Genomic DNA, 14259 nt, shown 5'->3' with positions numbered 1-14259 from the left:
GGAGGGCTTACCCACTATCCGACCACCGAAACAGGGGTCGCGGCACTTCACGTCCACGTGATGTATCTGTGATCACAGACAAACGGCGCTGTAGCATGGTGTGATGAACTCGCCCCAGCTGCCGGCGCAGGTCCCGGCCGCCAAGAACGTGCTGTCCGTGCTGCGCTACGTGGCCGCCCAGGCCGGCCCGGTGGGCGCAGCCGCCATTGCGCGCGACGTGGACCTGCCCCGTTCCACCACCTACCACCTGCTGGCGGCGCTGGTGGAAGACGGCTTCGTGGTTCACCTGCCGGAGGAGCGCAAGTACGCGCTGGGCGTGACCGCCCACGAGCTGGGCTCGGGCTACTCGCGGCAGGCGCCGCTGCAGCGCATCGCCCGCTTCCCGATTGCGCAGCTGGTGGCCCGCACCAGGCGCACTGCGCACCTGGCCGTCATGCACGGACGCGAGGTTATCTATGTGATCGAGGAGCGTGCCAAGCGCCAAAGCGAACTGGTGACCGATGCCGGAGTGCGCCTCCCTGCGCACCTCACCGCCAGCGGACGGGCAATGCTGGCGTCCATGTCCGCGGCACAGCTGGCGGCGCTCTACCCGGGGCCGGAGGCGTTCCCCACGCGGTACGAGAACGGGGTCCATTCGGTGGAGGCGCTGAACGAGCTGCTGGCCCGCATCCGCGAGCGGGGATTTTCGTGGGAGCAGGACGAGGTGACGGACGGCTTTTCGAGCCTGGCCGTGCCCGTGCTGGACCGCAGCGGCTACGCGTTAGCCAGCGTGACGCTGACTGTGGCCAACCGGCCGACGCTGTCCACGGCGGCGGCCGCTCGCCATGCCGCGGAAGGCACGGTGCCGGAGCGCACCGTGCAGCTGGAGGACCTCGCCAGTCAGTGGCTGCCCGAGGTCAAGCGCTGTGCTGCGGAGATTTCCCGGAGGCTGCGGCCGAGCGCGTAGGGCCTCTGGTGCACATGGTTTGTGTATGTCATCGGCAGGTTCCGCGGCAGATGCGTGACATGCCGTCATTGGCCCGCGGCCGGTAGGTAGTGTGGCGATTACACCACCCGCAGCGGCAGCCCGGCCGCGACCCTGGCCACGGAGGATTCCCTCCATGAAAGTTGCCGGAGCCGAAGACGACTCCGCGGCATTGAGGATTTGCTGCGGCCATCTGTCCTTCCCCGTGCTGGCGAACACGGAACGGTCTGGCAAGGTGGCCTCGCGGGCCAGGGAACACGTCTCGGCGCCAACCGCGGGTGCACAAAATGCCGGGGCCGGCACAGAGTGGACTGTGCCGGCCCCGGCCTTCAGGCCGGCCAGCCCGTACGCCTTCGAAAACGTGCGCAACATGACCAGGTTGGGGTGCGCCGCCAGAAAGGCGAGGCAACGCTGGGAGGAAGAGCCGGCGTCGTCCTCGAATTCCAGGCACGCCCGGTCCAGGACCCAGTGGGACTTGGATGTCGCTGGCGCCGGCCAGTCGGATCAGGATGGGGTAGGCCTTATGGCTCCGCCAAGCAAACACCACCTCTGTCCCACGCACGGTCCGCGGCCGACGGCGGAAGGAAGAACTCGTTGGACGACGCCCGCCACCGGGGCTGCTCCGTCCCGCCCGCCTTGGGATAGACGGGGGACGGCTACGAGCGCACGGGGTTCCGGCGTTTAGCGGTCCTCGGTCTCGACAGGCTCGACCACCGGACGTGCCGCCGTTTGCGAGATCATGCCGACGGGGAATTGACGGGTTCGGCTGCCGCGGTCTCCTCGATCGGGTAGACCATCTCCGCGGGAGGGCGCTGGAATTTCCGGGCAACCGGGTAGTAGACCACGGCCGTGACCACCAGGCCCACCAGCCACGAGATGTCCGCGCCGCCCAGCAACGGGGTGATGGGCCCGGTGTACATGGACTGTGCGAGGAATGGGACCTGGACGACCGCGCCGAGCAGGTAGGTCAGCAGGGCCGGCACATTCCAGGCACCGTAGCGGCCCTTGGGGTCGTAGAGCGCTGGGACGTCGACCTTCTCCTTCGACACCAGCCAGAAGTCGACCAGGTTGATGGAGCTCCACGGGATGAAGACCATCAGGAGCAGCAGCACAAAGTTCTTGAAGTTGGAGATGAAGTCCGCCGAGGCGGCAATGGCGATGATGACGGAAACGGCAATGAAGCCGATCACGTAGGCGAAGCGCACCCACGGGGCGAACCGCAACTGGCGGGTGAACGCGCTGACAGAAGTCAGGATGGTCATGTAGCCGCCGTATGCGTTAAGCGTGTTGACGGTAAGCTTGCCCACCACAACGACCAGGTACAGCAGGATGGCAATGGCGCCGCCGCCTGACAGCTCGCCCACAAAGGCCACCTGCCCGTCCAGGAACTCGTGGCCCTTGGGCATGGCGATCGCGGCAAACAGTGCGCCGAGCGTCATGGACCACTGCGCGCCCAGCACGGAGCCGGAGAAGCAGGAAAGGAAGGTCCGGCCCGCCGGGGTGTTCGCCGGAAGGTAACGGGAGTAGTCCGCCACGTAAGGCCCGTACGTCAGCTGCCAGCCGGCGCTGAGGGAGATCGCCAGGAGGAACGTGGGGAAGGCGAAGCCGCCCACCCCCAGGACGGCAACGACGTCGTGCTTAAGGAACAGCTGGACGGCCAGGTAGCTGAAGCCGAGGATGCCCACGATCGTGGAGATGCGGCCAAGGGCGTGGATGTACTTGTAGCCCAGCGTGGCCACGAGCACCGTCAGGGCGCCGAAGATGATGACGCCCACGGCCGGGTGGCCCGTGGGGATGATCTGCCCCACGGCCTGCCCGGCCAGAACGGCGCCGGTGGCCGCGAAGCCCAGGTACATGATGATGACCAGGACGAGCGGGATGACTGCGCCGAACACGCCGAACTGGGCCCGGCTGGAGATCATCTGCGGCATGCCGAGCTTGGGTCCCTGCGCGGCGTGCAGGGCCATGACCGTGCCGCCGAGGATGTTGCCGATGAACAGCCCGATGATGCCCCAGAAAGCGTCCGAACCAAAGATCACGGCCAGGGCGCCGGTAACGATCGCCGTGATTTGCATGTTGGCGCCGAACCACAGCGTGAACTGGCCAAACGGCTTGCCGTGGCGCTCACCGTGCGGCACGAAATCAATGGAGCGGCGTTCTATCACCGGCCCTGACTTCTTTACTGTTTCAATCCTTGACATGCGGTTCCTCCGATGGAATTTGTGGCGCAAAAGCTAATCCATCAATCTGAGCACGGCGGGCCGAGTCGCGGTGATCCAGGCCACTAATCTAGTCTGTGATCACAGACAAAGCGGCAAATGGTGCCGCCCGGTCCATTTTGCCGGCGCGCGGCGGCTATGTTCGATGGACACCCCTTCCCCTCCCTTTTCTGTTCCGAAGGAGCACTCCCATGAGCGAAACCCGTGCGCTGCCCTATGTTGACGGCGACTTCTTCTTCTTTGAAAGCCTGCTGCCCGCTGGCGAGCTGGCCCGCCTGAACGAGATCCGCGACTGGATGGAGGCCAATGTGCGCCCCATCTCCCGCGACTACTGGAACCGCAGCGAATTCCCCAAGCACCTGATCCCGGAGGTTGCCAAGCTGGACATGATCAGCCCGGTTCGCCGTCAGGGACACTCGCACCTGTTGGCCGGCATGGTCACCGCCGCCATCCACCGTGTTGACGCCTCCTTCGGCACCTTCTTCAGCGGCCACGACGGCCTGTTCACCGGTTCCATCGAGCTGCTGGGCTCCGAGGAGCAGAAGGCTGCGTGGCTCCCCGACATCTACGCGCTGCGCAAGACCGGCGTGTTTGCCATTACCGAGCCGCTGGCCGGCTCCGACGTGGCGGGTGGAACACAGACCACCGCCGAGCGGCGCGGTGATTCGTGGGTCCTTAACGGCCAGAAGCGGTGGATCGGCAATTCCACATTCTCCGACTACGTGATTGTCTGGGCCAAGGACGTGGCGGATGGCCAGGTCAAGGGCTTCCTGGTGGAAACCACCACGCCCGGCTTCAAGGCGACCCTGATTGAGAACCGGATCGCACTGCGCGCGGTCCAGAACGCCGACATAGTCCTGAAGGACGTCGCGGTGCCCCACTTCAACAAGCTGGCCGGGGCCAACAGCTTCCGGGACACCAACAAGGTCCTCAAGACCACCCGTGCCACGGTGGGCTGGCAGGCCGTGGGCATGCAGCTGGCAGCCTTCGACGTGGCCCGCAAGTACGCGGTGGAGCGCCACCAGTTCGGCAAGCCGATCGCCAGCTTCCAGCTGATCCAGGAGCAGCTCGTCACGATGCTCTCCAACGCCCAGGCATCGATGGGCATGATGGTGCGGCTGGCGCAGATGGAGGACGCCGGGACCACGCGCAACGAGCACTCCGCGCTGGCCAAGGCATTCGTGACCAAGAGCATGCGCGAGACCGTGGCGCTGGGACGCTCCATCCTGGGCGGCAACGGCGTGTCGGTGGACTACGAGATGGCGAAAATCTTCTGCGACGCCGAGGCCATCTACACCTACGAGGGCACCTACGAGATCAACACCCTCGTGGCCGGGCGCGCCATCACGGGGATCGCTGCGTTCGTGTAACGGTGCCTCCGTGAAACAGCACGGCCGCAGTGACTGAGAAGCCCGTAGCACGGGACATCGCCACCCCGGCGAGGTTGAACAGTGCCGCTCCGCCTTCGACTGCCGGCCGCCCAAGGAGGGATCCCGGCGTCGTGCATCAACGGAGGGGCCATTGTCTTGAATCACAGACACCATGGTTGCCGCGGACCTAGGAATGCGGCGTCTGTGGGGGTTGGATGGAACTAAAGGAAATCCCACCGAACCCTATCGCTGACTAAAGGAACACATCATGGCAACGATGCATGACCCCTCCCGCACCATCCGCGCGGCCCGCGGCACCGAACTCACGGCCAAGTCGTGGCAGACCGAGGCGCCGATGCGCATGCTCATGAACAACCTGGACCCCGAGGTGGCCGAACGGCCCGAGGACCTGGTTGTCTACGGCGGAACGGGCCGCGCCGCCCGTTCCTGGGAAGCATATGACGCCATTGTGGCCACGCTGAAGACGCTTGACGACGACGAAACCCTCCTGGTGCAGTCCGGCAAGCCCGTGGGCGTGTTCCGCACCAACGTCTGGGCACCGCGCGTGCTGCTGGCCAACTCCAACCTGGTGGGGGACTGGGCCACCTGGCCGGAGTTCCGCAAGCTGGAGGCCGAGGGCCTGATGATGTACGGCCAGATGACGGCCGGCTCATGGATCTACATCGGCACCCAGGGCATCCTCCAGGGCACCTTTGAGACCTTCGCCGCCATTGGCGAGAAGCGCTTCGGCGGCACCCTGGCGGGCACCCTGACCCTGACCGGCGGCTGCGGCGGCATGGGCGGCGCCCAGCCGCTGGCCGTCACACTCAACGGCGGCGCCTGCCTCATTGTGGACGTCTCGGAGGAGCGCCTCAACCGCCGCGTGGGCAAGCGCTACCTGGACGAGCTGGCCCCCGACCTGGACACCGCCCTGGCCCGCGTCCTCGAGGCCAAGGCCAACAAGACCCCGCTGTCGGTGGGTGTCGTGGGCAACGCCGCCGACGTGTTCCCGGCCATCCTGAAGCGCCACCAGGCGGGCGAGTTCACGGTGGACATCGTCACCGACCAGACCAGCGCCCACGATCCCCTCTCCTACCTGCCCACCGAATACTCCGTGGAGGAATGGGCGGCCGAGGCCGAGAACGATCCCGAGGGCTTCACCAAGAAGTCCCAGAACGCGATGGCCCGCCACGTGCAGGCCATGGTGGAATTCCAGGACGCCGGCGCCGAGGTGTTTGACTACGGCAACTCCATCCGCGACGAGGCACGCAAGGGCGGCTACAACCGTGCCTTCGAGTTCCCGGGCTTTGTCCCGGCCTACATCCGCCCCCTGTTCTGCGAGGGCCTGGGCCCATTCCGCTGGGTGGCCCTGTCTGGCGATCCCGAGGACATCCGCGTCACCGACGAAGCGCTGAAGGAATTGTTCCCCGAGAACGCCCACCTGCACCGCTGGCTCGACGCCGCAGCGGAGCACGTCGAGTTCGAGGGCCTGCCGGCGCGCATCTGCTGGCTGGGCTACGGCGAACGCGCCAAGGCCGGCGTGCTGTTCAACCAGCTCGTTGCTGACGGCAAAGTGAAGGCGCCCATCGTCATTGGCCGCGACCACCTCGACTCAGGCTCCGTCGCCTCCCCGTACCGCGAAACCGAGGCCATGAAGGACGGCTCCGACGCCATCGCCGACTGGCCCTTGCTCAACGCCATGCTCAACACCGCATCCGGCGCCACCTGGGTGTCGATCCACCACGGCGGCGGCGTGGGAATCGGCCGTTCCATCCACGCCGGCCAGGTCTCCGTGGCCGACGGCTCCGCGCTGGCGGCCGAGAAGCTCCAGCGCCTGCTCACGAACGACCCCGGCATGGGCGTGATCCGCCACGCCGACGCCGGCTACGAGCGCGCCATTGACGTAGCCGCCGAACGCGGCGTCCGGATCCCCATGCAGGAGCAGTAGACCCCCTGCACCGACGGCGTGCCAAGCTGGCGGCGGCGTGTGAAACTTCACACGCCCCGGACAGCCTGGCACGCCGTCGGCGTTTCACGGCTCGGCACCGGCAGCCGCCCGGAGTCAGGGCCTTCGCGTCAGCGGGTCCATTCATACGGCGTGGTGGTGGACACCTTGACCAGCCCGGAGCGTTCCAGGATGGGGCGGGAGAATTCCGTCGAGTCGCTGTGGACCAACGTTTTGCCCATGGCCAGCGCCGACCGGGCCCGGGCCGCCGTCAGCGCGCGGTAGATGCCGCGGCCGCGGAACTCCGCCAGCGTTGAGCCGCCCCAGACACCGGCGAAATCCGTCCCGGGCACCGGTTCCAGCCGGCCGGCGCTGACCATCCGGCCGCCGAGCTCGGCCACCCACAATTCCATGCCGTCGTTGCGGGCCAGGCGGGCCAGGAGGGAATCTGCCCTCCGGGTGCTGGCGGGCTCGCCAAATGCCTCGTCGGCCATGGCGCTCATGGCCCGGACATCCACCTCCGCGGAAACCTTGCGCAGCGTCACCCCGGCCGGCACGGGGGCGTCCGCGCACAGCCCCGCAAGCGGCCCAACCATGATGGATTCCGGCTCGCCGGGCGTGAATCCGTTGGCAAGCAGTGCTTCGTGCAGGCCCGGCGCCTTGTCGTGGCCGCGCGTTTTCCACTCGACTTCCGTGATGAACGGGTCCGCAACAAAGTGCGCCAGCGCGTCCACCACCAGGGCCGCAATTTCCGTGCGGCCGGCGCCGGCGAAGTTCCGGTACGTAATAAATCCCTGGCCGCCGGCGAAAGTCACCAGCCGCAACGGCCCCAGCTCCGTGACGTTCAGGGCGCTGGGTGTTTCCGCGTCCGTCCGGAGCTGGCTGTCATAGGCCTGAAGGTACCGCTGCGCATCAGTCATCCCCCACATCCTCACAGCCCGGCGCACGTGGCGCAAGCAGGCGGCGCCCGTCCGGCAAATCCATCCTGAGGATGACAATCCTTGTCACACCCAGCCGCTAGGGTTAAACCATGACCCTCACCGTGGACCAACTCTCCGAATCCGAGCTGCTGGCGCGCATTTTCCCGCGCCTGCCAGCCGGCACGTCCACGCTGCTTGGACCCGGCGACGACGCCGCCATCATCTCCGCACCGGACGGCCGCACGGTGATCTCCATCGACACCCAGGTCCAGGACAAGGACTTCCGGCTCGCCTGGCCCAACGGCTACGCCACCACCGGCTTCGACGTCGGCTGGAAGGCGGCCGCCCAGAACCTCAGTGACATCAACGCCATGGGCGCCGTGGCCACCGCCATGGTGGTCAGCCTCACCCTCCCGGGCACGACGCCGGTTGGCTGGGTTGAGAGGCTGGCCGACGGCCTGGGTGCCGCGATCGCTGCGCTGGGTGCGGAATCATGTTCGGTGGCCGGCGGGGACCTTTCCGGCGGCTCCGAAATAGTCGTGACGGTGGCAGTGACAGGATCCCTGGAAGGACGCGAGCCTTTGCTGCGCAGCGGCGCACGGCCCGGAGACATCATCGCGGTATGTGGAAACCTGGGCTATTCGGCCGCAGGCTGGGCGCTGCAGGAAAGCAGCATCGGGGCCGGCAGCCAAACGCCGGCGCTGCAAAAGGCCGCGCGGCTTTTCAACCGCCCGGAGCCGCCGCTGCAGGCCGGCCCCGCCGCGGCCGCGGCCGGTGCCACGGCCATGATGGACATTTCCGACGGCCTGCTGCGCGACGCCGCGCGCCTTGCCGCGGCCAGCGGCACCCGGCTGGACCTTAACGGCGTCGTTCTTGGAAGGGAAGCGGAAAATCTGTCCGAATGCGGCCTGGCGCTTGGCCTTGACCCCCTCCAATGGGTCCTCACGGGCGGGGAGGACCACGGCTTGTTATCCACATTCCCAGCAAATGCCGTGCTGCCTTGCGGGTTCATTGGGATAGGCTCGGTACTGTCCGCAGGCGGCGGCCGCCCGGCCGTGTCCATCGATGGACGGAACTTCAAAAGCGTCGTGGACGGCGCCGTGGGATGGGATCATTTTGCAGTCTAAGATTGCCGCAACCGCCCCCGTCATACTGCGTTGGCTCGTGATGGCGGAACGGACATTGGCCAACCACAGCGACCGGCTCAACGCGATCAACATCTACCCGGTGGCCGACGCCGACACCGGAACCAACCTCTACCTCACGGTGCGTTCCGCCGCGCAGGCACTGGCCGCCGCGGAGCCGGCGGACGTGGGCGCCTCCATGGCCCTGGCCGGGCGTGCCGCCATGGAACAGGCCCGGGGAAATTCCGGGACCTTGTTTTCGGTGTTCCTCAGCGCCATGGCCGAACCCCTGGCCGGTGCCCAGCGCCTGAACGGCCCGCTGCTGGCCGCCGCCCTGCACCGCGCCCAGCTGCGGTCCTGGAGCGCGTTGAGCGAACCCATGCCGGGCACCATCCTTTCGGTGCTGGAGGCGGCGGCACGCGGCGCCTCCGACGTGGAATCCACCCTCAACGGCGACGACTCCAACGTGGCCCTGGTCCGCACCCTTGACGGCGCCGTCTGTGCCGCACGGCAGGCGGTGGCGCTCACGGAATCCCAATTGGACATCCTCACCAACGCCCATGTGGTGGACGCCGGAGGGGTGGGCCTGCTGCTGATCCTGGACTGCCTGCGCTCAGTGGTGGTCGGCGAACCGCTGCAGGAGGACCTCCTCGACGGCCTCTCAGGCTACAAGTTGCAGGACCCCAACATTGCCCTGACCATGCCGGAACAGTCCGGCGTGGAGGTCATGTGCACCGTCAGCCTGACACCGCTGGCCGCGGCGGGCCTGCGCATGCAGCTTGACGAGCTGGGGGACTCGGTCATCATGAGCGCGGTCTCCGAAGAAGCCGACGACGCCGGCGCCTACCCGTGGCGCGTCCACGTCCATGTGCCGTCACCCGCCACCGCGCTCGACGCCATCCAGGCCGTGGGTGATCCAAACAACGTGAGCATCTCCCAGCTGAGCCCCAACGCCACCGAAGACGCCCATGACCTCCTCTGACCCCACTGCCGACCTCGGCCTGCAACTGTCCCGCCTGGTGGGGGCGGCCACGGCCAAGGCCGTGGAAAAGCACCTGGAAATCACCACCGTGGGGCAGATGCTCCACCAGTTTCCGCGGCGCTATCTGGCCCGCGGCGAACTGACCGACCTGGGCCAGCTGCAGTTGGACGAGGACGTCACCATCCTGGCCAGGGTGGTGGCGCTGAACACCCGGTTCATGCAAACACGCAAGGGCACCATCAGCGACGTCGTCATCACCGACAACTCCGGCCGGCCGTCGTCGCTGGTGATCAGCTTCTTCAACGGCTTCAAGGCCAAGAAGGAACTTCAGCCGGGCGTGCTCGCCATGTTTTCCGGCAAGGTCTCCGCCTACGGCGGGCACAAGACGCTGACCAACCCGGGCTACGTGCTGGTGGCCGACGACGAACTTGCCGAGCACGAGGCCGAAGTGCAGTCGGCGCGGCCCGTTCCGATCTACCCGGCCACTGCCAGTTTCCCGAGCTGGAAAACGGGCAAGATCATTGAAACCCTGCTCCCGGCGCTGGACCTGCACCGCATCCCGGACCCCGTTCCGGCCACGATTGCCGCCCGGGAACGGCTCATGCCGCTGGCGGACGCGTACGAGCAGATCCATTGCCCCGACACGATGGAGGACTTCCCGCGGGCCAGGAAGCGCTTCCGCTACCAGGAGGCCTTGGCCCTCCAAACGGCCCTGGCCCAAAAGCGGTTTGAGGCGGTGCAGCAGGATGCCACCGCCCGGCCGCCCGTGCCTGGTGCACTGCTGGACGCCTTTGACGCCCGCATCCCCTACACGCTCACCGACGGCCAGCAGGAGGTTGGCGACCTGGTGGCGGCTGAGATTGCGGGCGGGCACCCCATGCAGCGGCTGTTGCAGGGCGAGGTCGGTTCCGGCAAGACGGTGGTTGCCCTGCGCGCCATGCTCCAGGTGGTCGACGCCGGGGGGCAGGCTGCATTCCTGGCCCCCACCGAGGTGCTCGCCGCCCAGCACCTCCACTCGGTCATGCTGCTGCTGGGCACGCTGGGGCAGGGGCCCCTGCTGGGCGGCCCGCACGCCACCTCCGTGGTGCTGCTGACCGGTTCCATGCCGGCTGCCGCCCGCAAGAAGGCCTTGCTTGCGGCAGCCTCCGGTGAGGCAGGCATTGTGATTGGCACCCACGCGCTGTTTTCCGACAATGTGCAGTTTGCCGACCTGGGGCTCATCGTGGTGGATGAACAGCACAGGTTTGGCGTGGAGCAGCGGGACACCCTGCGCTCCAAGGCCGCCAAGCCCCCGCACCTTTTGGTCATGACCGCCACCCCCATACCCCGCACCGTCGCCATGACTGTCTTTGGCGACCTGGAAGTTTCCGAGCTGACCGAACTGCCCCGCGGCAGGGCCCCCATTGCCACCCACGTGGCCCCGCTGGCCGAACACCCGTCGTGGGAATCGCGGGTCTGGGCACGGGCCCGGGAGGAGATCGACGCCGGACACCAGGTGTACGTGGTGTGCCCCAAGATCGGTGAAGGCGACGCCCCCGGTGGCCGGGCAGCGGGTTCTGCGGGTGGTCCCGGTGGTCGAGCAGCGAGTTCTGACGCCGCCGGTGGTCGAGCAGCGAGCTCTGCGAGCGCGTCGAGACCAGGGCCCCCCGACGGCGACGACCGTCCCATGGCCGGGGTGCTCGACGTGGTGCAGTACCTGAGGGGCGTTCCCGCGCTGTCAGGCAAGCGCATTGAGGCCCTCCACGGCAGGCTCGATTCCGCTGACAAGCAGGGCACCATGGCCACCTTTGCCGACGGCGGGATTGACGTGCTGGTGGCCACCACCGTCATTGAGGTGGGCATGGACGTGCACAATGCCACGCTGATGGTGGTCCTGGACGCCGACAGGTTCGGCATGTCCCAGCTGCACCAGCTGCGCGGCCGGGTGGGCCGTGGCGGTCACCCGGGCACATGCCTGCTGGTGACGGGGCTGGAACACGGGCACCCGAGCCGGAAGCGGCTTGACGCCGTCGCGGCCACCACCGATGGATTCGTATTGGCCCGCGAAGACCTGGAACTGCGGCGCGAGGGTGACATCCTGGGCGCCAGGCAGTCCGGAGGGCGCAGCGGCCTGCGCATGCTCAGCGTGCTCCGCGATGAGGACCTCATCGGGCGGGCGCGTGCGGACGCCGCGGCCATAGTGGCCGCTGACCCGGAACTGGACTACCACCCGGCGCTCAAACTTGAAATCGAAACTTACGTCAATGAACAGAATGAGGCCTTCCTTGAACGCGGCTAGCAAAACCCCCCTGACTGCGGAACGCCCATGAGCCGGATCGTTGCCGGGGCAGCCGGCGGCACGGTGCTCGTGTCCGTCCCGGGCGATGCGACACGGCCCACCACCGACCGGGTGAAGGAGGCGCTTTTTTCGCGGCTGGAAGCGATGAACATGCTCTCCGACTCCCGCGTGCTGGACCTGTACGCCGGGTCGGGCTCGCTCGGCGTGGAGAGCGCCAGCAGGGGGGCCAAGTCAGTGGAACTGGTTGAATTCAACGAGAAGGCCGCCGGCGTGTGCCAGCGCAACGCCGAACTGGTCAACAAGGTGGTCGGAGCCAAGGTGGTGAAGGTCCAGCGCTCGCGGGTGGAGACCTTCCTGGCCCGGGTGGCGGAGGCCGGCGTGGACCAGTGGGACCTGGTGTTCATGGACCCTCCCTACCCCCTGACGGAACCGGAACTCTCACTGGTGCTGGATTTGTTGGGCCCGCGGCTGAGCCCCTACGCCGTGGTGGTGGTGGAGCGGTCCTCCCGGACTCCCGAACCTGACTGGCCGGCGTCCATCGAGCTGTTCGCGGAAAAGAAATACGGCGAAACCCGCCTGTGGTTTGCCGAACCTGCCGGGCAGTAGGAAAAACACACTCCAGGCCCACATATCCGGGTGCCGGCACCGGGTCAATTCCAAGCATCGGCGCGTAGCGTTGATCGGATCAGGGCGGCCCGTTTCGGTGGAGGCGGATGCCGTTAAACATGCAGGGCCTGGAAAGGAACGCGGTCATGCAAATATTGTTGGCATTCCTTCCCCTCATCGTCATCATTGCGGCGGTGGTGGTGCTCCTGGTGGTGGTCCGGGTGGCCGTCAAAATGATGTGGCAGGTGGCCGAGCCCAACGAGGCCCTGATCATCTCCGGCTTTTCCCGCGGCCGGCCGGCCACCTCCGACGGCATGGACTTTCGCATAGTTACCGGCAAGGGCGCGTTTGTGGTTCCCGGGCTGCAAACCGTCAGGCCCCTGTCCCTGACCTTGAACGAGACCGAACTGCAGGTCAACTGCGTCACCTCCCAAGGCATCCAGGTGGTGGTCCAGGGCGTGGTGATCTTCAAAATTGGGGACTCGACACCGTTCATCGCCAACGCGGCCCGGCGTTTCCTCGGGCAGCAGGCCAAGATGGAAAGCCAGGTGTACAACGTCTTTGAGGGGCATCTGCGCTCGATCATTGGCAGCATGACGGTGGAGGAGATTATTCGGGAGCGGGACAAGCTGGCATCCCAGGTCCGCAGCGCCAGCGGAACGGAAATGGAGAAGCTGGGGCTGGTGGTCGATTCGCTCCAGATCAAGGACCTTGAAGATCCCACGGGGTACATCCAAAACCTGGCAAAGCCGCACATCGCCCAGGTGAAGATGGAGGCCCGAATCGCCGAAGCCACAAGGAACCGGGAGGCTGCCGAGAAGGAGGCCGAAGCGGCGTCGCTCATTGCAGACGCGCAAAGCGTTTCCGCCATCAAGCAGTCCGCCGCCGCCGCGAACGCCGAACGCGCCCGGGCGAACGCTGCACAGGCGGGCCCGCTGGCGGACGCCACGGCGCGCCAGCAGGTGGTGGTGCAGGAGACCCAGGTGGCCAAGCTGGAGGCGGACCGCGAGGAGCAAAAGCTGCAAACCACCGTCCGCAAGCCGGCCGACGCCCGGGCCTACGCACAGCGGACCGAGGCCGAAGCCCAGAAGGCGGCGGACATCAGCGCGGCCGAGGCCCGCGCCCGGAAGACCGAAGTTGAGGCGCAGGCCAATGCGACGGCGGCGGCAGCCATGGCAGGCGCCACGCGCGTCACCGGCGAGGCCGAGGCGGCGGCGACGAAGGCACGCGGGGAGGCAGCGGCGTCGGCCATCAAGGCGAAAGCGCTGGCTGAGGCGGACGGCATCAAGGCCCGGGCGGAGGCGCTCGGCACGAACCAGGAGGCCGTGATTTCCCAGCAGCTGGCGGAAAACATGCCGGCCATCGTGGCCGCGGCTGCCGAGCCCTTCGGCCATGTGGGCCAGCTGACTGTCCTCAACGGCGGCGACGGGGTCAACGAAATGGTGGGCGGCATCCTGGCCCAGGTGGGCAGCTACCTGCCGGCCCTGACCGACTCCCTGAAGAAGGGCAGGGGCGATGGCCGGCAGCCGCCCCAGCCGTAGGGACATGGACCGGAGCCTGACCGGACGGATTGGCCGGGTGTCCGGCCACGTTGGCCCGGGGACTGTGGGGGAGGTGATGGTCCCGTTCCAGGGCGGCACCAGGGCGTTTTTTGCCCATCCCTATGACGGGTCCAGTGACTACCCCGTGGGGGAGCGGGTGCTCGTCATGTATTTTGAACCCCCGCAGACCGTCTACGTGGAGCAGCTCCCGGACTTTCTCCGCCAGGACGCCTGAAAGCCTAGCCGGCGGGGCTGCCCCTTGGTCTCGTCGCGCTCGCAGGGCTCGCTGCTCGACCAGCGGGGCTAGCCG

11 protein-coding genes are annotated in these 14259 nt (G+C 67.2%); 9 read left to right on the top strand and 2 right to left on the bottom strand.

Going from position 1 to position 14259, the window contains the following annotated elements:
* Positions 1-103: 103 nt before the first annotated feature.
* Positions 104-946 (top strand): IclR family transcriptional regulator, encoded by an 843-nt coding sequence (locus tag LPN03_RS19215; RefSeq protein ID WP_262455534.1) that lies wholly within the window; start codon positions 104-106, stop codon positions 944-946.
* Positions 947-1701: 755 nt separating this feature from the next.
* Here the strand turns inward: LPN03_RS19215 and LPN03_RS19205 are convergent.
* The gene (locus LPN03_RS19205) at positions 1702-3165 is read right to left on the bottom strand and encodes a purine-cytosine permease family protein (protein ID WP_262455533.1); all 1464 of its coding nucleotides are present in this window, start codon (positions 3163-3165) and stop codon (positions 1702-1704) included.
* 209 nt (positions 3166-3374) lie between these two features.
* Here LPN03_RS19205 and LPN03_RS19200 point away from each other — a divergent pair, with 209 nt between their 5' ends.
* Both LPN03_RS19200 and hutU read left to right on the top strand, forming a co-directional pair.
* Positions 3375-4553, top strand: coding sequence for an acyl-CoA dehydrogenase family protein (locus LPN03_RS19200; protein WP_262455532.1), 1179 nt, complete (start codon positions 3375-3377; stop codon positions 4551-4553).
* Between the two features lie 268 nt (positions 4554-4821).
* The gene (hutU, locus tag LPN03_RS19195) at positions 4822-6501 is read left to right on the top strand and encodes a urocanate hydratase (protein WP_262455530.1); all 1680 of its coding nucleotides are present in this window, start codon (positions 4822-4824) and stop codon (positions 6499-6501) included.
* 128 nt (positions 6502-6629) lie between these two features.
* On the opposite strand, the gene LPN03_RS19190 is transcribed toward hutU, so the two are convergent.
* A complete protein-coding gene (locus LPN03_RS19190; RefSeq protein ID WP_262455529.1) occupies positions 6630-7418 on the bottom strand; it encodes a GNAT family N-acetyltransferase in 789 nt (262 codons plus the stop codon).
* Positions 7419-7528: 110 nt separating this feature from the next.
* On the opposite strand from LPN03_RS19190, the gene LPN03_RS19185 reads away from it, so the two are divergent.
* The 6 genes from LPN03_RS19185 to LPN03_RS19160 all read left to right on the top strand — a co-directional run bounded on the left by LPN03_RS19185 (position 7529) and on the right by LPN03_RS19160 (position 14184).
* Positions 7529-8545: a thiamine-phosphate kinase gene (locus LPN03_RS19185; protein ID WP_262455528.1), complete on the top strand. Its 1017-nt coding sequence runs from the start codon at positions 7529-7531 to the stop codon at positions 8543-8545.
* A 22-nt stretch (positions 8546-8567) separates the two neighbouring features.
* The gene (locus LPN03_RS19180; RefSeq protein WP_262455535.1) at positions 8568-9524 is read left to right on the top strand and encodes a DAK2 domain-containing protein; all 957 of its coding nucleotides are present in this window, start codon (positions 8568-8570) and stop codon (positions 9522-9524) included.
* Positions 9511-11802, top strand: coding sequence for an ATP-dependent DNA helicase RecG (locus LPN03_RS19175; RefSeq protein WP_262455527.1), 2292 nt, complete (start codon positions 9511-9513; stop codon positions 11800-11802). Before LPN03_RS19180 ends, LPN03_RS19175 begins: the two co-directional genes overlap by 14 nt.
* 27 nt (positions 11803-11829) lie before the next feature.
* Positions 11830-12408 carry a 16S rRNA (guanine(966)-N(2))-methyltransferase RsmD gene (rsmD, locus tag LPN03_RS19170; protein ID WP_262455525.1) on the top strand — a complete coding sequence of 193 codons (579 nt, stop codon included), beginning with the start codon at positions 11830-11832 and terminating at the stop codon, positions 12406-12408.
* Between the two features lie 146 nt (positions 12409-12554).
* Positions 12555-13949, top strand: a complete 1395-nt coding sequence (locus LPN03_RS19165) for a flotillin family protein (protein ID WP_165181130.1) — start codon at positions 12555-12557, stop codon at positions 13947-13949.
* Between the two features lie 4 nt (positions 13950-13953).
* Entirely contained in the window at positions 13954-14184 is a 231-nt protein-coding gene (locus LPN03_RS19160; RefSeq protein WP_262455524.1) for a hypothetical protein, read from the top strand.
* The last annotated feature ends 75 nt before the right edge of the window (positions 14185-14259 follow it).

This window comes from Arthrobacter sp. A2-55 (genome assembly GCF_025548615.1).
Taxonomy (GTDB): Bacteria; Actinomycetota; Actinomycetes; order Actinomycetales; family Micrococcaceae; genus Specibacter; species Specibacter silviterrae.
Note: the sequence above shows the minus strand (reverse complement) of the source record. Positions and strands in the feature narration are given on the sequence as shown.